Origin of the sequence: Salegentibacter sp. Hel_I_6 (assembly GCF_000745315.1) — a bacterium.
Classification (GTDB): Bacteria; Bacteroidota; Bacteroidia; order Flavobacteriales; family Flavobacteriaceae; genus Salegentibacter.
In genome coordinates this window covers 3,464,654-3,483,919 of sequence record NZ_JQNQ01000001.1, presented here as the reverse complement: position 1 = coordinate 3,483,919, position 19,266 = coordinate 3,464,654, and the positions used below count along the sequence as shown (strand labels likewise).

At 36.0% G+C, this 19,266-nt stretch carries 13 protein-coding genes; 4 read left to right on the top strand and 9 right to left on the bottom strand.

Translation table 11 applies throughout. The annotated features are described in order from the left end of the window. Positions 1-2: 2 nt before the first annotated feature. From FG27_RS15465 to FG27_RS15455, 3 genes are all read right to left on the bottom strand, one after another. Positions 3-2,435 carry an ABC transporter permease gene (locus FG27_RS15465; protein WP_037320685.1) on the bottom strand — a complete coding sequence of 811 codons (2,433 nt, stop codon included), beginning with the start codon at positions 2,433-2,435 and terminating at the stop codon, positions 3-5. Between the two features lie 74 nt (positions 2,436-2,509). Continuing rightward, positions 2,510-3,187, bottom strand: coding sequence for an ABC transporter ATP-binding protein (locus FG27_RS15460; RefSeq protein ID WP_037313935.1), 678 nt, complete (start codon positions 3,185-3,187; stop codon positions 2,510-2,512). A 39-nt stretch (positions 3,188-3,226) separates the two neighbouring features. Then, complete coding sequence (locus FG27_RS15455) at positions 3,227-4,477, bottom strand: efflux RND transporter periplasmic adaptor subunit (protein ID WP_037320680.1); 1,251 nt, start codon at positions 4,475-4,477, stop codon at positions 3,227-3,229. Between the two features lie 204 nt (positions 4,478-4,681). Here FG27_RS15455 and FG27_RS15450 point away from each other — a divergent pair, with 204 nt between their 5' ends. Both FG27_RS15450 and FG27_RS15445 read left to right on the top strand, forming a co-directional pair. Continuing rightward, on the top strand, positions 4,682-6,025 hold the full coding sequence (locus tag FG27_RS15450) for a sigma-54 dependent transcriptional regulator (protein WP_037320678.1): 1,344 nt from the start codon (positions 4,682-4,684) through the stop codon (positions 6,023-6,025). Beyond that, positions 5,973-7,376: a PAS domain-containing sensor histidine kinase gene (locus tag FG27_RS15445; RefSeq protein WP_369794125.1), complete on the top strand. Its 1,404-nt coding sequence runs from the start codon at positions 5,973-5,975 to the stop codon at positions 7,374-7,376. The genes FG27_RS15450 and FG27_RS15445 overlap by 53 nt, the downstream gene beginning before the upstream one ends. Before the next feature lie 581 nt (positions 7,377-7,957). Here FG27_RS15445 and FG27_RS15440 read toward each other — a convergent pair. Continuing rightward, entirely contained in the window at positions 7,958-8,767 is an 810-nt protein-coding gene (locus tag FG27_RS15440; RefSeq protein ID WP_197051693.1) for a DUF5694 domain-containing protein, read from the bottom strand. A 129-nt stretch (positions 8,768-8,896) separates the two neighbouring features. Here FG27_RS15440 and FG27_RS15435 point away from each other — a divergent pair, with 129 nt between their 5' ends. Then, on the top strand, positions 8,897-9,958 hold the full coding sequence (locus tag FG27_RS15435) for a sensor histidine kinase (RefSeq protein WP_037320671.1): 1,062 nt from the start codon (positions 8,897-8,899) through the stop codon (positions 9,956-9,958). After that, positions 9,942-10,649, top strand: a complete 708-nt coding sequence (locus tag FG27_RS15430) for a LytTR family DNA-binding domain-containing protein (RefSeq protein ID WP_037320658.1) — start codon at positions 9,942-9,944, stop codon at positions 10,647-10,649. The genes FG27_RS15435 and FG27_RS15430 overlap by 17 nt, the downstream gene beginning before the upstream one ends. Positions 10,650-10,804: 155 nt before the next feature. Here FG27_RS15430 and FG27_RS15425 read toward each other — a convergent pair whose 3' ends face one another. The 5 genes from FG27_RS15425 to FG27_RS15405 form a co-directional block, all read right to left on the bottom strand. Next, positions 10,805-11,170 (bottom strand): hypothetical protein, encoded by a 366-nt coding sequence (locus FG27_RS15425; protein ID WP_037320654.1) that lies wholly within the window; start codon positions 11,168-11,170, stop codon positions 10,805-10,807. 113 nt (positions 11,171-11,283) lie between these two features. Then, positions 11,284-12,006, bottom strand: a complete 723-nt coding sequence (locus FG27_RS15420) for a hypothetical protein (RefSeq protein WP_037320651.1) — start codon at positions 12,004-12,006, stop codon at positions 11,284-11,286. Positions 12,007-12,140: 134 nt separating this feature from the next. Then, entirely contained in the window at positions 12,141-13,367 is a 1,227-nt protein-coding gene (locus FG27_RS15415) for an McrC family protein (RefSeq protein ID WP_037320648.1), read from the bottom strand. Further along, positions 13,351-15,789 (bottom strand): McrB family protein, encoded by a 2,439-nt coding sequence (locus tag FG27_RS18750; RefSeq protein ID WP_051935884.1) that lies wholly within the window; start codon positions 15,787-15,789, stop codon positions 13,351-13,353. Before FG27_RS18750 ends, FG27_RS15415 begins: the two co-directional genes overlap by 17 nt. Before the next feature lie 30 nt (positions 15,790-15,819). Continuing rightward, positions 15,820-19,266, bottom strand: coding sequence for a DEAD/DEAH box helicase family protein (locus FG27_RS15405; RefSeq protein ID WP_037320645.1), 3,447 nt, complete (start codon positions 19,264-19,266; stop codon positions 15,820-15,822).

Here is a 19,266-nt window from a genome sequence, read left to right as displayed (position 1 = left end):
ATTTATTCTGTTCTTAAACTTTTTACCGGGTTTGCTATTGCGGCTTTAATGGCCTGGAAGCTTACAGTAACGATAGCAATAAAAATGACTAGCAGCGCTGAAAAGCCCAGGATTTTCCACCCGATCTGGATGCGATATGAAAAGTCCTGAAGCCATATGCTCATAAAATACCATCCTAGAGGCAGGGAAAAAAGGGTCGAGATAATTACCAACTTAAGAAAGTCGGTAGTGAGACCTAAAGTGATCTCACTCACACTGGCACCTAGAACCTTTCGCACGCCAATTTCTTTTGTTCTTCTCTGAGCATTGAATGTTGCCAGAGCAAAAAGACCCAAACAAGCAATAAAAATGGAAAGACAGGTAAACACCATAAAAATGCTGCCCAGTCGACGTTCTTCCTTATAGGACGTTTCAAAAGCAGCGTCCATAAAACGATAATCGAAAGGCTGACCAGGCGCCATCTTTGACCAAATATTTTCTATACTTGCAATCACGTCAGTAAGGTCGGCTGTCTTCAACTTGACAGCAATAGAGCCTGTAGATCGATCCATAAACAACCCCAGCGCACCTATTTCTTCCCTTAGCGATTCATAGTGAAAGTCTTTAACCACCCCTATAATATTATAATATAAAGGTTCACCCAATTCTACTTCTTGGGTGATTCTAACCCCTAATGCTTCTTCTGCATTCAAACCAAGGGTTGTGAGTGTGGATTCATTAATAATGACTGCCGTTGAGTCTGCAATGGAATGTCCATTGAAATTGCGACCACTGATAAGCTCAAGGTCAAGCGTATTGAGGTAATGATCATCAACCTTCCAGATCTGCGTTTGTATGGCATATTGTTGATCCATTTTTCCTTCCTGAAAAAAAGAAGTGCTGGAACGTGAAGATGGCACTGGCATAAAGCTACTTACGGTCGCATTTTGAACCGCACTTAAATTAAGTATTTCCTTTCTCAGTGCATCTATTTGTTCCCCGGCAGCGTAAGTGTCGTTGATAATGAGTACCTGTTCCTTATCAAATCCTAAATCTTTACCCTGTATAAATTGTAACTGTTGAAAAACTACTAGTGTCCCTACTATTAAGAATACTGCTATGCTGAATTGAAAAACTACTAAAAAACTACGGATGTTCCATTTACTGGTGCCTTGTACCCTTATTCCTTTTAAGGTATCTACGGGAACAAATTTAGAAATAACAAATGCCGGGTAACTGCCCGAGATTAACCCTAAAATGATCGTTATCAAAATTAGCCAGGCATAAAATATAGGTTCGTCAAAAGGAATGGATATACTACGACCAGCGAGGTCATTAAAAAATGGCATAGCTATGTAAGCCACGATCACAGCCAGTATCATAGATGCAAAAACCACTAGGCCAGACTCTGTCAAAAATTGAATAATTAGTTGTCTTCGACTGGAGCCAAGCGTTTTGCGTATCCCAACCTCTTTAGCTCTTTTGAGAGAATTTGCCGTAGAGAGATTCATAAAATTTACACTGGCTAGAAAAACCAGGAAGAAACCTATGAACGATAGGATGTAAATGTTCTGTATGTTTCCTTTCTGAGACATCTCGATCTTATTATCAGAATGAAGGTGAATATCAGTTAGCGGTATGGTGTGGAATCTTATATAGTTTCCAGATGCGGCAAAGGATTCCGCAGTCATACCCGGAAAGGTTTTGACAGCCCAGGGAAGAACATATTTCTCTAGTAAACCGTCCAGTTGTAATTGGAAGTTATCCAGGTTGGTACCTGGCGATAGCTTTATAAAAGTGAAGTAATTATTGCCGCCCCAGATATCTTCGCGGGAAGCCACGTTACCCGCCATGGCCATGAATATGGAGTAATCCTTAAGAAAAGAATTTTCGGGCAGATCTTCCATAACACCAGTTACTAAATAAGTTTCTTTATTATTTAGGAGGAGTTTTTTACCCACAACGTCTACGCTACCAAAATGATTTTCTGCAGCCGTTCTGGTCATGACTAATGTGTTGGGTTTTTGTAGTGCAGACTCTTTATTGCCCTGAATGAGGTCTAAACCGAACATTTCAAAAAATGTAGAATCAGCATAAGTGGTATGGAGTTCCTTGATATTGTCTGTTTTTTTGACGTTTCTAAAAAGATTGCTCCCCAGGATTCTAAATCGGGTTGTATTCTCAACTTCGGGAAAATCGCGCTTTACCGTGCCAGCCAAAGGTGGAGCCGTTTCAGCGGATTTAATCTCTGCTCCACCAAATTTGATTTCCATATCGATTCTATGGATACGGTCAGAATCGGCAAACATCTTATCATAATTGAGTTCCTCATAAATGTAAAGTGCAATCAATAGTCCACCTGCCATTCCTATGGCAAGCCCTAAGGTATTGATAAGAGTAAAAAAGGTTTGGTTTTTTAAACCTCTTAATCCCATTTTAATATAACTCCGAATCATAATTGTCCGTTTATTGATTGATGAACTTCTACATTCATTTCTTTTCCCGCTTCAGGGAAGTTAGAGAGAGCTTTTTACACCAACACATTCTCTGTTACTTTCTCACCATCCAGCATCCTGATGATTCGATGGCTGAATTTAGCGTCGTGTTCGCTGTGTGTTACCATGATGATGGTGGTTCCCGCTTCGTTGAGTTCGGTTAGCAAATCCATCACTTCGTTCCCATTGCTACTGTCCAGGTTTCCGGTAGGTTCATCGGCAAGAATAAGTTTGGGGTTGTTCACCACAGCCCGGGCAACAGCCACCCTTTGCTGCTGTCCGCCCGATAGTTGCTGTGGAAAATGTTTCCTACGGTGCATAATGCCCATTTTCTCCAAAACCTGATGTACTCTTTCTTTGCGTTCTGTTGGTTTTACCCCAGTATAAATCAGCGGAAGTTCCACATTTTCAAAAACGCTTAGTTCGTCAATCAGATTAAAACTCTGGAATACAAACCCGATATTATGCTTTCTAAGTTGTGCCCTCTTTCTTTCGTTATAACCGGCCACTTCTATTCCATTAAACAAATAGCTACCGCCATCTGGATCGTCTAACAGTCCAAGAATATTTAATAGGGTAGATTTCCCACAACCTGAAGGTCCCATAATCGCGGCGAACTCCCCTTCTTTTACTTCGAATGAAAGTTTATTAAGTGCTATGGTTTGAACCTCTTCGGTTTGATAGTATTTCTCGAGGTTAGTAATTTTTATCATTTTGATCAGATTTATCTTTTAATTTTATTTTTAATATTCTTACTCTAAAATCAATTCTTCAATATCACCAAAATTAGAATAACTGGAAGTAATTACCTTATCACCAGGTTCAATCCCTTCTAAAACTTCATAGTATTCGGTATTCTGACTCCCTAATTGAATGGGCGCTTTATACGCCGTTTTTCCATCTTCACTCAATTTAAAAATCCAGTTTCCTCCGGTTTGCTGAAAAAATCCGCCCTTCGGAATTAATATCGCTTCTTTTTCCTGGCTAAGGGCCAGCCTAATTTGAAACGTTTGTCCGCGGCGCAGGCCGTTTGGTTCTTCTTCCTTAAATTCCATATCTACCTGGAACCTGCCATTATTTACCTGCGTATATACTTTCTTGATCTCCAGTAGGGCTTCTTTTCCGTTACTTGTGAATGTTCCTTCCTGACCAGTTACAATTCTTGAAATATAATGCTCGTCTATTTCCGCCCTAATTTTATACCCGCTTAGCACATCCAATTGTCCCAGGCGCTCCCCTTTGGTCTTTGACTCACCTATTTCAGCATCCAATGAGGTAAGCTGGCCATCTATTGGCGCTCTAACCACCAAGTCTTCTACTTTTTTCTGCATAAGTTCAAGCGCCTTTTGAGTGCGTTGATAAGATTCCCTACTTTGATTAATTTCCTGCTTAGTAGCAATCGAATCTTGCTCCATAACCTCTTTTGCTAATTTCATCCTTTCTTTTTGATAGGTGTAATTATTTTGAGATTCCAGGTATTCCTGTTTGCCTATAGCTCCTTTTTCCAGTAGGCGTGAATTTAATTTATAAACCCTTTCGGCCTCCTTTAAGCTATTTTCAACATCGGTTAATTGGTTTAATCGGTTAATAGTGTTTTGCCTGGCAGCGGTTTGCGAAATTTGCATTTGAGTGAGCAAGTCATACACCGAGGTTTCCTGATTGACCAGGCTTAATTCCAAATCGGTATTCGAAAGCCTTAGAATGGGCTCTCCCTCCTTCATCAAGGCCCCATCTTCCACAAATTTTTCTTCTACGCGCCCACCTTCAACGGCATCCAGGTAAATGGTTTTTATTGGCAGTACTGCTCCGTTCACTGGTATATTTTCCTGGAAATTTCCTTTCTTTACTTCACTAATGCTTATCCTTTCTTTTTCAACATTCAATTTGGAATTTCCTGTAGAAGAAATTAATACGAACACGATTAGTGCAACGATTAAAACCGATCCTCCTATAATGGCGATCTTTTTAGTGGTAAAGCGTTTCTTTTTAAGCGGTATATCCATAAAATAATTTGTTTCCTATTAGTTTATAGACAATACAGTGCCATAAAACTAAGCGGTTGTAAATCATATATTTAGCGTTTTTCAATGAATAAAAAGTGTTCATTTTCGAACACCTGCTGTTCGCTTATAATACAATTTTGTTGTGGTGGTTATTTGTCTTGTTGAAATTCTGAAGCTTTCTGATTAAATTGTAATATTGTAGCTATGCAACTTAAGAATGCCAAAATACTTATTATTGACGATGATCCGGACGTACTGACCGCGCTTCGCCTTTTGGTAAAACCTTTTGTTGCTCAAATTACTGTTGAAAAACAACCCGGAAATATAAATTCCCTTCTCACCTCATCCAGTTTTGATGTGGTGATTTTGGATATGAACTTCAACGGGCTCGTAAATACGGGAAATGAAGGTATTTTTTGGCTTAAGCGAATTAAGGAAATTACTCCCGATACCGATGTTATTCTCATTACCGCTTATGGTGATATCGATCTTGCCATAAGATCTTTAAAAGAAGGCGCTTCCGATTTTATAGTGAAACCCTGGCAGAATAAAAAGGTAATCGAATCTTTGCAGGAAATGCTTCAAAACAGGAAAAGCAAAGGAAAATCGATAAAAACCAACACCGACGGATCTAAAATAATAGGGGAAAGCGCTGAAATTCGGGAAGTTTTTCAGAAAATACAAAAAGTAGCCCCTACCGATGCCAATATTTTAATCCTGGGTGAAAACGGTACTGGAAAAGACCTGGTGGCAAAAGCCATTCACGACAATTCAAATAGAAAAGACAAGCCTTTTGTAAAAGTGGATGTGGGCGCGCTTACTTCCACCCTATTTGAAAGTGAATTGTTCGGATATAAAAAAGGTGCTTTTACCGATGCCAGAGAAGACCGGAAAGGTAGATTTGAAGCTGCTCAAGGCGGAACACTTTTTCTTGATGAAATAGGGAATATAAGTCTTAGCCAACAGGCAAGATTACTCACTGTACTTCAAAACCGGCAAATTAGTCCGCTAGGATCTAATGAAGTGATCCCGATAGATATTCGGCTGATTTGCGCCACCAACCTGGATATTTCAGAATTATCTAATGAAGCTAAATTCAGAAAAGATTTAATTTACCGAATAAACACGGTAGATATCATTGTGCCGCCATTACGATTGCGAGGTACAGATATTACCTTACTCTCCAAACATTTTTTGGAACTTTATGCTGAAAAATATGCGAAAGGTCCGTTTAAATTAGACCCAGGGTTTTTGAGTAAATTGAAAAATCACAACTTCCCAGGTAACATCCGGGAATTGCAATTTGTGATTGAGCGTGCGGTTATCATGGCTGAAGGCACTTTGCTTGGTGCAAACGACCTTTCTTTTTCAGCAATAGAAAGTAAAACTGAAAGTAATGATATTGAAGATACCCGCCTTGAAACTGTCGAAAAGAATACCATCTTAAAGGTTATCGATAAAAACAGGGGGAATATTTCCAAATCGGCGAAAGAACTTGGAATTACACGAGCCGCACTTTATAGAAGACTGGAGAAATATGACCTTTAAAAGCTATCATACCGGGGTCTTTATTCGGATTTTTCTTTTGATTATCGTCATTGGGATTTTAGCATTCTCTGCCTTGGAAACATATTATTTGCTCGGCACAGGATCGCTGGTTTTATTAACCCTTATCACTTATGAGTTTTTCCGTTTCTTAAGTCGGCGTTTTAATATTATTGAAGATTTCTTTGAATCGATTAAATACCGAGATTTTTCCCGGCATTATATAGAGAAAAACAAATCTCCGGATATTCAGTCTTTATATCAAGGTTTTAATACCGTGAACAAGGTGGTGCGGGAAATAAATTCAGAAAAAGAAACGCAATATCTGTATTTGCAAAAAATACTGGAACTTATTGATATTGGGATTCTCGCTTATAACACAAAAAACGGCGAAGTTCTTTGGGCGAATGAAGCTTTTCAGGCTTCTTTAGATTTTCCTTCTTTTAAAAATATCAGTTTTGTTAAAAGTAGAAATAAAGAAGTACACCAACTTCTTTTTGAAATTTTTTATTCCGAAGCAAACGCCCTGGAAATACCAATTAAAAAAGAGACCATTAAAGTCTTAATATCGAATGCGCTTTTCAATGTTGGAGAAAAATCATTTAAATTAATTGTGCTTCATAATATTGAAGATACCCTGAATAAAACTGAATCTGAAGCCTGGAAAAAGTTGCTGAGTGTAATGACGCACGAAATTATGAACTCCATCGCCCCTATTTCTTCATTGGCTGGTACACTGAAGTTTCAGGCAGAGATGCATGAGCAAAATCCGAAGGAAAATAGCCTGAATATTGAAGATCTTAATGCCGGCTTATCCAGCATTGAAAAACGAAGCGAAGGTTTGCTGAAGTTTGCAAAAACCTATCGCAGTTTGAGTAAAGTCACTAATATTGACAAAGAGCAAATTCAATTAAGTGAGTTATTCAAAAATTTACAAAACCTTCTAAAACCGGGAAAGAGCAAGCATATAACTTTACATTTTGAATTAAATGATGCCAATTTAAAAGTGGAAGCAGATGCCTATTTATTGGAACAGGTTTTAATAAATCTCATCCTTAATGCCACGGAGGCTTGTGAAAACATTCCTAACCCAAAAGTAAAGGTTTTAGCTGAAAAGAAATTTGACGGGCAGGTGGTAATTTCGGTCACCGATAATGGACCGGGAATTCCTGAGGAAATTAAAGACCAGATTTTCGTTCCTTTCTTCACTACAAAAAAAGAAGGCAGCGGCATTGGATTAAGTCTTTCCAAACAGATTATGACCCTACACGGCGGGAAAATTCAAGTTACCAGTAAGGAAAATAAAGGAACTTTAATTAGTTTGATATTTAAGGAGACTCCCCCTAAATTTTAAAAATTTATTAGATGAATAAGTTCAAAACCTTTCTATGAATTTTACTTTCCAATACAGAAATCGTCTTTCCAGGAATTACCTACACTTCCTGTATTTTGAGGTACAATTTAGGTACAAACCTATTTCTAACATGTCAGAAAAAGTGAAAAAATGTTAGCAAATATTCAGTCTTTTTTATTTTAACTGATAATTACGTAATTTAGTAAAAAAAAAGCTTTAAAGTCAATTTACCGGTTATTTCACTAGTGTGGTGAAGCAATACTTTTACCTAGAAGTTGAGTTCTCTAGTGTTCTCTCCTATGCCAGTTAACATCATTAAGGATTTCTTCCAATCAGGATGCCCCGTGGACCTTAGCCGGAGTGGTGCAGCCATTATTGGGGTGGCCATACCTATTTCCATAAGATCAAATAACCAGGCCTTTGAAGCAGCAGAAAGAATTAACCAGGTTAATTCCTCTCCGCCCTATCCATTACAGGCTAGCATTAATTTCATAGGAAATCAAAAACGGCGTTCGCCTGGCTTTATTTTTTTAAAATTTCTTAATTTGGTTATTCACTTAATGGATAAGTTTAGATCCATATTATTTCAAATAACTATTGGTATTTATTACTTCATATTTTGGGCTCCTTTTTAACCACATATCAAAAAAAGCAGTATGGGTAGTTCCCATAAGGATAAAGACACGATCATCATCATTTAATTCGATTTGATTAAAATTGGAATACATAACTAAATTCCGATGATACAATTTTGCAGCTTCATCTGCTCCTTCTGCATTTCCTTCCGTTGAAATATGAGTTAAGATATCAGCATTCATATTGAGCAACATATCTTTATATCCCGGGGTATTACTCATTTGTAATTTTTGCAACACAGACATTTTTTCCTCAGGATATTGCTTCTGTAAGGAATCTAATACTGAGAAATATTTCCGGTAGGTTTCATACCCGTAGTTGTCATTTATTTTCTCTCCGATTCTGTAGTTATACCCTTCTTTAAAGTCTATCCCGTAAATACGATTAGTGCCCGCCAGACGACCTACTTCGAATGCTAATAATTCCACTTCTGAAGGATTTTTAAAATTCATTTCAGGGTTTTGCTGATAATCTTTATAATTACTCTGTAGAACTTCATTATTATCGGGCAAGGTTTCTACAATAATTACAGTCGGTTTAAATTCAGCAATGGACTGAGCAATTTGATGAACCTTATCAATATTTCTTTGATCGTGCTCATCGAATTCGGTAGTAGTAGCATCTGGAGTATATCCCATATGAAAAGTCCCCATATTTAATACCTTAACCGTGTTTTCAAATTTTATTGGATCTTGTAATTCCTGGCTTTGTAACTGAATACTCAGAAGCACCATAATAATCAATGTAAATCTCATTTCTTTAATTTTTAAGTTTCCTCAAAAATCATAATTATATGGGAGGCGGAATGGTCTTTTCTACAAACCCCTTCTACTTTTCGACAAACCCGTCCCTACTCCTGCTTAGAATGTTTTAGTTTTACACTTATGAAACCTTTTCCCTATATCGGCGCAATGACTAAAAGAAAAGAGTTCCTTTTACATGGCCTTTTTTGGTTACTCTTTACTTACTTCGAGCTTATTCAATTTGATCTTGAAAACCCCTATCTTTTTAACATCAGAAAATTAGATATCTTCGAGATCTCAGCTAGTATCGTTTTTCTAGCCACCTTCTATTTTAATTATATACTCATCCTTCCAAAGGTATTTGAAAAGCTCAATTGGAAAAGAATTCTTATCGGTATTGCCTCTGGATTTATTGTATTTATCTTCCTGAGATACATCCTGGAAGAAGTCTTAATTGAACAATTTATCGGCCACGGTAATTATTTTGAAGGAACTTCTATTAGCTACTATATTTATGATAATCTATATTATGGAAGTTTCCCGCTAATAATTAGTTCCATACTTTGGATCTTGATTTTTAATGTTCGACTCCTGGAATACAATAAACATATTATTGAAGAAAAAAGTGCAACCGAAGTAAAGTTCCTAAAAGCTCAACTCAACCCCCACTTTATGTTTAACACCCTTAATAATATTTATTCTCTTGTTTATTTTAAATCTGATAAAGCGCTGCCGGCCATTGAAAAACTGGGGGAACTGATGCGATACACCACTTACGAAACAAACAAAGAGAGGATTGATTTACAGCAGGAGATTAATTATATAAAATCTTATATTGAACTCGACCAATTAAGGCACGAAGATGAAAATACTGTAATTTTTGAAATTACTGTAGATAAGTCCAAAGTTCAAATACCTCCTTTTTTACTAAGCCCTCTGGTGGAGAATGCCTTAAAACACGGAAAGTATAATAAGGAAAACCCAATTCTTTTGGATCTTAAGCAAACCGGTAATAGGCTTTTGTTTAAAATCACTAATAAAATTAGTAACCAGAAAAAAGATAAATTAGGCGGAATAGGCCTGGATAATCTTAGAAAAAGCTTAGCTATAAATTATCCCGATGCGCATTCTTTTGTGATAAACCAAAATCAAGAAAATTTTAGTGCCAACTTAGAAATTAAGCTCGATGGAAAAATCAATTAATACCATAATTCTTGATGACGAACCTTTTGCAGTCCGTTTACTAAAGGATTATGCTGAAAAGGTTTCCAGCCTTAATATTATTTATGCAGGAAGTGATACTTATAAAGTTCTCGAGCTTCTTAAGGAGTACACGAATAGCTTAGTTTTTATAGATCTTCAGATGCCTGAACTTAGCGGTATGGAAATTATGGAAATGCGTAATCATTCCGATCATAATTTTATTATCACCTCCGCTTACCAGGAATATGCCTTAGATGCTTTTAAGTATAAGGTTATTGACTTCCTGGTAAAACCTATTACTTTTCAGCGGTTTTATGAAAGTGTCGAAAAATATTTAGCCTGGCAGAACTCTTTTAAAAATGCTTCTAACTACACTGCTGAAAGCAGGGATTTTTATATTAAAGCAGAGAGAAAGGTATATCGAATAATTCCTGAAGAAATTCTATATATTGAAGGTCTAAAGGATTATATCAGGATCCACACCAAAACCGATAAAATAATAGCGCACGAGAATATGAAGGATATTATAGAGAGGCTACCAAAAAATGAATTTCAAAGAATTCATAGGTCATATATTATTCCTTCCGGAAAAATAAAAATGCTTGAAGGCAATAGTATTTGTTTGGATGGAGATATTCGCTTACCAATAGGAGAAACGTACCGCAAGGTTATTAAAGCAAAATTCAATTAGCTTCGTCGCTTATTAAGCTATTTTATTCACCTACTGATATAAGGTTTTGTTTTTTTACTCTTTGCTTCAGTTCCTAAGCTGAAACCGGAATAAATATCAAACTAAATAGGACCATAATATAAAGCTCATTTTATTGACCAAAGTTTCTGAAAATCTCAATTAAAATCCGGTGAACAACTAAGATTTTCACTATAAGGTTCAATATATTTCCAAAAAGCCTTACCGGCACTGTTCAAATAATTCATCGAGTAATTGAGCTTGGTATTAGAACCTACCTGGTAGAGATATTCAGAACAACTCAAAGAATATTCCTCCTTAAAGCAAACCACTGCGAAATAGAAAGTCTCATAATCTATCCTGAGATCATAAAAAGTAACTTTAGAGATCGCATCACTATCATAACTTGTATAAGTGGTTCCATACCCGGACTCTTTAACGGTTGCCAGAAGTTCATCACAGGATTGAGCTTTACCCATAAAAATTGTAAAAAGGAATAATACTAAAGGTAAATTTATTTTCATGTTTTAAATAGATAATAGGTTATCCACAAGTTAAAAGTTAGAACTTAAAATAAATTGTGGATAACCGTAAAAGAGAAGTTTTGGAGTTCAGAAGATATAGACTCTAGTAAACTTTAACCTTCATAAAAGAATTCGTGAATATCAATGATGGCTCCACGGCTTATCTGAACTAAATCCCGGGTTTCTTTCAAAAATATTCCAAGAGATTTTTCATTATAAATTATTTTCATTTCAGGAGAATAATCTGTTACCAGGTACATATCGCCATCTAATTTATAAAATGGAATATCTTCTCCTTTTCTAGTTTTCACCCCTTTGTTAACGATCTTACCATCTCTCAAGGTTTCTTCGATAAGGTTTTCATTAGATTTATCAGAAGATACCTTGGCATAGGCTATCATCATATTCATCCACTCATCTGCATCGATAAGATGCCATTTAACCTTGGTGAAATCGATCCCATACTCGCTAATCCAGCCATAGCTAGTAAAACCGAAAAGTATTTGTTTCTTACCATTAAGGTCAGGTTTGTCCGATGGTTCAAACTCTTGAATTTTGAAGGTCATTACGGATGCGGACGACATATCCTTAAGTTTTTTTCCATCGAAATCCAGTGTTTTAAGTGAAAAACTTTCAAGATTAGGTTGATTTTCCAAGATCCATTGAGTAGCTGTAAGTTCAGCCTGTTCTTTCATTTGTTCTACCGCTGCTACACCAGCGCCAATTGCTAATAAACCACCGGCGACTGCAGCAATGGCCTCTCCTTCACCTTGAGACTGCATGTTTTTAGGAAGAATAGATAGCAACACTAAGAATACAAGTGTAATTTTTTTCATTTGTAAATTTTGATTAGTTATTTAAAGATGTGTAGGGTCTTGTAATAACGGGCAAGTTAATATTTTTTTAAGAAAAAATTAAGAAAATTTTTAGAGGAGAAGTATTTTCATAAAAAATCAGGAAATAATGTTATTTAATTCTTTACATCAGAGAAGTCATACCACTCCAAAATCTCTTTCCCAATCTCTGCATTTAATTTACCATTTTCAATTATGTTTAACCGTCCCACAGCGCATTGATGATCCCTTGTTTTAAAATTCTTGAAATCGGGGACAATGGTTTTAGTAGCAGGATACAGTAACATCGATTGGACAGACTTCCAATAATCATTGTAAACATACATTTGACGGAGATCCTGAGTAGAAGGTTTGAAATTTTGAATGTTTTTCCATTTCGTATCGATCACATATACCTTATCCTTCTTTTTAACCACGATATCGGGTCGGATAGTTATTCCCTGCCAGAACTCTTTAGAGCTTTGCCCATATACTTCTGTATCTTCCAACACCAAAGCCTCTTTCTTCATCTTAACTAACACATATTCCTCCCAAAGGCTATTCATATCAAAAAGTAATGCAAGCATTTTTTCATTCCCTGAAGATATGTTTGGTGCATAATTCAGAATAATAAACCTAGCAATTTCCAGGGCAGTTTTATAAGGTGTAGATTTTCTCGACTTTTTAATCCGGCTGAAAGTAGTATGATTTATTTTTATCGATTTTACCTCTGGAAAATCCAGTTGTACAGATTTACATCTGGAGTAGAGATAAGTGCCTTTAGAGAAACTTTCAATAATAGAAAGCGCCAGTCCCAGGATCTGATGAATCAGATGATCCTTCTCGTAAATCTGGTGCGTGGTATAAAACTTTTCCTTATGAATAAGATTTTTCCTAATATGCCCTGCAAATTCCAATTTTCCTTTCAGGGCATTTACATTTTTTGCCTCTGTATAATACTGCTTGATTAACCCCTGTCTTATCAGTAACTCTATTTCCGTCAAAAACCATTCAAAATAGATATCCAAAAGATGAATGTTCTGCCTATTGACATTAGCCTGCCCTATTTTCTGAACCTTCAATTTTTTGGTGGTTTTAAGCATCTCGATAAGCACATCCTGCCAAAGATCCTTGTCGGTTTCCCGGGAATCTATTTTAGGAAGGATTTCCACCGTAAGTCCATCCACCTGCACAACACCTACAAAGTTTTTAAACCTGATCCCATTGTAACGGATATCGAAATACCGATCTTCATGCAAGGCATTGAAATTAGAAAAAGCTTTTAAGTGACTCTTTTTAAATTTATCTCCCAGTTTTAAAACCTCATACTCAAAAACCTTAATAACCTCACGTTGCTTTTTCATCACCTCTATTTAGAAGTTTTCTTATAGCAGCTTCAATATCACCTATATTCTTTCGCAGTTCATAGGAATGAAGTAACTCGGGTTTATCCAGGTTATCGAATTTAGCAAAACTCACATTTGATTCTTTTCGCTCTACAAAGCCCTCGCCAAGGATCAAAGCAATTTTTTCATAATCGTGATAAAAATATTCCTGGAGTAATGGAATGATTTTGTTTTCAAAAGCTTCACGCAAAGCATCAATATCTCCACTTTTTATTTTAATAAAGTAAGAATGACCTATCGTGTGATCTCGATCCAATAGGACTTCAATCCTTTCATTAATGTTATTTAATAAATCCCCCAAATTGAAGTCTTCAAAATTTATGTGATTCAATAAATCGGCTTCAGGCATTACTTCCTCAAAAGAAAAACGTCTTCTTAAGGCCGTATCAAGAGCTTCCACACTCCTATCGGCTGTATTCATTGTGCCAATTATGTAAAGATTGGACGGGATTCCGAAATTTGATTTAGAATATGCTAATTCAACACTTAGAGCTTCCTTTGCACCTAATCTTTTATCATTCTCTAAAAGTGTTATCAATTCTCCAAAGACAGCAGATACATTTCCTCGATTAATTTCATCAATAATTAATACTACAGGATTGGCCTTCTGTGAAAATTGAATAACGGCATTGTTGTACACACCGGCATCAAACTTTTTAATAATATCAGTTTCATCTACCGTATTAACCTCTAAATCGGTATTTTCTTTTTCTACCGGTTTAAATTTTTGATTCTCAAATTCTTTTAATCCTTTAAAAATCGCATAAAATTCTGTAGTTCTAGGACTCACTCCAACTGTTTCCTTAACTTCTTGAAGATTATTTATATCATCAATGTCTGGATAAGAATCATATAGCTTCTGAATATTTTCTTTTGTTAGAGGCGCAACGTGAATAGATGTTGAACCTTTTGCCCTAGCCCTTATCGAATCATTTTTATTTATTTCGAAAATCTCAACTTCACGACCAGTCAATGTTGGGAATGTTGGTTCAAAATCAATATTTCTATACTGATCTATAAAAGCCTCATACAATTCATCAAAATCGTATTCAATTGATGAGTTTCTCTGCTGTTCCTTCATCAATTTGTAGCAGTTGTGTGCAGCGTAAGCACAACACTTTTTAAAAATACCAGCTTCAATACAATAGTTAACTGTGTTTGAATCACTTTCAGTTGAATTAAGTATTGGCTTAATTCCTTCTACGAAATCCTCGTAACCCCAGGATTGATGAAAAGTCGTAAAATGGATGCTCTTCTTCTTATAATGACTTTCATATTTCTGATTTATCTCATTCCGAGCATCAGTTTTTTCTGTATCAAAATCTGGCTCTACAATATTGAGAGCTAACTCTTTTGTTTTAAAAGTCTTACCTGTTCCCGGAGGCCCGTAAAGAATTTGATTAAGCGGTATGCCCATAATTTCTAAATTGTTTTCTTCTATATCATCAATTCCTGAATCCTCATCTCCAGATTTATTTTTTTTATCCAATACGGTATAAAGGATGTCCTGTGCCAATAGAAGATTATTATCATCTTTGTAGGCATTGTCCGGCAGCAACTGTTCTACCATATTTAGCAATTCCTGATCCTTAGAAATATAATCATCTATAAAACCATTAATCAACTCTAGATAATGAATATATTTTAGCCCCTTGGGCTTATGTTTTATTCCTAAAGCCTTGCAAAACTTTTTATAATAGGAGTCTTTATAAAATGTGTATTTATCTGGAAACCGATATGACAAAAAGATCGATATAGTTCGTTCATCTTGATGATGACTTAAATTGTTTTCTGGAAATATTGAATGGAAAAGCTCCGAGGTTTTATTATCAAAACTTTGAATCCTATCCTTAAGTGAATTTTCTTCATTAAATAACTTTAAGAAGCATTCTCGATATTCTTCGGTTCGTTGATTAGCAATATGGCGCATTGCCGTAATGGCATTTCCATATACTAAATTTGAGAAATTAATTGATCTAAGTTCATTTTCTAAATCTTCTTTTCTTATATCTGGTCGTCCTTTGTATTCTTCTACTAACTGCCATTTATAAGCCTCGTCCATTAAGCCATTTTTTGCTAAATGCTTTTTATATTTATTGATAAATATTTGTAATGGATCGGCTCCAGTATTCATATCTAGAATTTCGAAACCCATTCTTTCTAAATATTTATTAGTAGGCGGGCCTCCTCCATAGCTCCAATAATCCGAACCATCATATTGCTCTCTTGCATATTGCATAATTTCTTTCGGAGGATAAGTATCCTCTCCAATTCTAACCAACCATCTGGTAGAAGGTCTTAACTCAGGTTGCTCAGTTTGGATTTTTGAAACTGCAGCTATTACATGTTTTTCTTTTATTTTCTTTGGATGGAAACTCATAATCTTTTTATTACAATAAAACTCTCAACCTTATGCTATCCCCGCATTCTCATTTACCTTGTCTACAATAGAAATAATCTTACTTATCCTTTCATTCTCTCCTTTAAATAAATCTAATATCCCCCTCTCATAGGATTGCACCAAAACTGAAGAAGACAATAGTTTTTTATCTAAGGTTCCATTTTTATTCAGGTAATCAATTACCTTTTGTATAAAGGTTATTTGGTTAGCATTGAGATTTTCATCCTGTATTAAATCACTAAAAAGCTGGTTAACAACCTGCACATCCAGACCTACAATTTTTCGAACAAATTTGCCCAGCGGTTCTCCATTAAGCTGACTTTTAAACTCCTCTTTTGAACCTAATTCTTCACTGGCAAAAAAGCTCTCTAGAGATTTAAGTTCTTTTTCAGTTATTGGGATGTTCTTGTAAAGCTTGTCTATTACTAACTGATTTTTATTTTTTCGGATAAATGCTTCCACCCTATCCTTGTAACTCTTCATACGGGTGTAAGTAGGCAGAATATCTCTTTCTTTTACACCGTCCTTGTTTAAATAATCTTCAAAATTTGCATAAACCGGATCCTGAGTTTCTTTATCAATAAACTGGATTAAAGATCTTATGTCCTCTCTTACTTTTTCTAATTGCATTAAGGAAACCTGTTTCCAAAATTCCATATCCTGTATTTCTCTAACTGTATTAATTTTAGCTGCTACAGCAGGAATATTTCGTTTTTTCTCCAATTGATTTCCGATAGAATAAATTCTATTTATATAATTCTCCTGCGCTCGGCTACCACTCAATAAAGCGAGATGCAAATTAAGAATTAGAAGATCAAATCTTTTCGCTAGTTCATCTTCATCATCTTTAAACGTGGGGAGTTTAGAGAGGTGCTTTTTAATATCATTTTCATCTCCCTTACTTAAATTATCCCACCTCTTCCTGTCTTTATATTCTTTAACTTGCCTCCAGGAGTTTCTTACTAAATACCGATCTTCATTAAGATCACTAATGGTTTTATGAAGGTTATTGGTGAAATCTGTCATTAACTGATCTTCTTGCTCAGAAGTATCTGACTTGTTTCTAAGGGTAATCACAAGATCCAATTTCGCTTCAAAGATTTGTTGAGAAAGAGGTTTGCTGGTGGTAGCAGAGATTCCATCTGGAAATTCCTCAAAAAAATCAAAATTGGCACAAAAGTCAAAAATCATAAAATGCTCTTTGTCTTCTTTGGGCGCAAAAAGATTTGGTCTTAGTCTTGTACCCCGGCCAATCATTTGCCAATATTTAGAATACGATCTTACCCTTTTAAAAAATACAAGATTTACTACCCGGGGTGCATCTACTCCGGTATCCATCATATCTACTGAAACCGCAATTTGAGGTTCCATTTCCTCTTTATCATCGCAAAATTTCTCCAGCAAATCTTGAGCTTTATCGGCCTGGTTATCTATCACTCTTAGAAAAGAACCTCCATATTCCGGATAGTTCTTATTAAAACGTTCCTCAATAAAAATTGCGTGCTTATGGTTCTTAGCAAAAATGATTGTTTTCCCTAATTTATCCCCGCCCCCAACTTTAATACCATTTTCCATCAAATGAGCTAACACCTTATCTACCGTATCTTTATTGAATAGCCAGGTGTTTATTTTTCCTTTGTCAATTTCTTCTATACTTACTGTTCCGGTAGTAGGATCCCCAAAGAGCTCTTCATATTGCACTTTGTCCTTTTCCGGGAGTTCTTTATACTTCACACCTTCCAGTGGAAATTTTATGGGTACTTCAATAGCTTTTGGAGGAACCAAAAATTCATCCTTTACAGCCTGATCAAGCTCATAAGAAAAGGTTGGGTTATCATCTTCAATTTCAAACAGGGAATAGGTATTCTTGTCTATCTCTTTTTTAGGGGTTGCAGTTAATCCTATAAGCAGACTATCGAAATATTCAAAAATAGATCTATATTTTTGATAAACTGACCTGTGTGCCTCATCGATTATAACTAGATCAAAATGTCCCACACCATAGAATCTACCCTCTTCAGATTTAAGACTATCTATTTTGTTCATTATAGTAGGATAGGTAGAAAAAACCATCCTGGTCCCGGTATCTTCAACTTCCTTGGTAAGATCTATTGCAGAAAGATGAGGAAGGTGCTCTTTAAAAGAATTTTTAGCCTGAGTAACTAATGCATTCCTGTCTGCCAGGAAAAGCACTCTTTTCACCCAGTTAGATTTTGTAAGCATATCTACAATAGAAGCTGCAGTACGGGTTTTTCCGCTACCTGTAGCCATTACCAGTAAAGCTTTTCTGGCTTTACCCTTTAATTGACTATCTTTTAAAGTAACAAAACTTTCAGACACCCTTTGAATTGCTTCAAGCTGATAAGGCCTGCCGGCAATATCAGGATTAGCTATATATTCCCTAATATCAGTTCTGGATTGCCGCCTGTCTACAAGAAGCTGCAATTCATCCTGCGTATAGAAACCCTGAACTTCTCTTTCAGGATAAAAGGTATCGTCCCATAACTTGGTTTCGAAACCATTTGAATAAAATATTATGGGCCTCTGGTTAAATTCTTTCTCTAAACAGCCTGCATACAAAAAAGCCTGGTGTTTTCCTTTTGCAGCATCGTAGAGACTTTTCTTTGCTTCTACTACAGCTAAAGGTAAACCGTTGCGACCCCATAACACATAATCTACGTAACCAATTCCGCTTGGGTTGGTGGAAGGAGGCATACCATTAACTTTAAATTCCAGGTCTTTTCCAGTCTCTAAATTTTCCCAGCCAGCCTCTCGTAACAGCAAGTCTATTAATTGTTTACGGGTTTCAACTTCTGAAGTTAAAGGCGGAATAGCTTTATCGGGATCTGTAGTCTTTTTACGCTCCTCTTTTCTGGTCTTTAGTTTCTCTTCTTGTTGCTTTAGCTGAAGATTTAAAAGCTCATTTTGAGCCGAAAGGTCTTTTTGCTTTTCGGCTTCGGCTTTCATTTGCTTTAGTTCTTCCTGCAGCTTCTCGGCAACCTGTTTTATTTCCTTTAGTTTACGATCTTCAGTTTTCCCATGTGGAATTATAGCTTCATTAAATAAAGGAATCTCCGGATTTTCTTCGCTATAGTAAACGCTGATAAAAGATGAAAATCGATATAGATTTTTAATAGATTGAAGAGCCTCATACTGACTCACTTTCTTACCGTGAGCTGCATTATTTCCAGCAAGCCGAATAACATCAAGTTCCCTAAACATTGTAGGCTTTAGGATATCCTTAAAATCCTGATTGTGAAGAAGAGCTCCCAATTTTGTATCGTAAGGCAATTCAAGATCTACATCATTTTCATAGAGCCAATAAATAGCTTTCTCTAAAGTACTTCTTGAAAGTAGCGCTGAGTATCTCGGCTCCCGAAAAGTATGATTCTCTGCATTGAAAGCTTCTTTATAGATGCCCGGAAATTCTTTTTGTAGAAAATTAAAGTTGCTCAT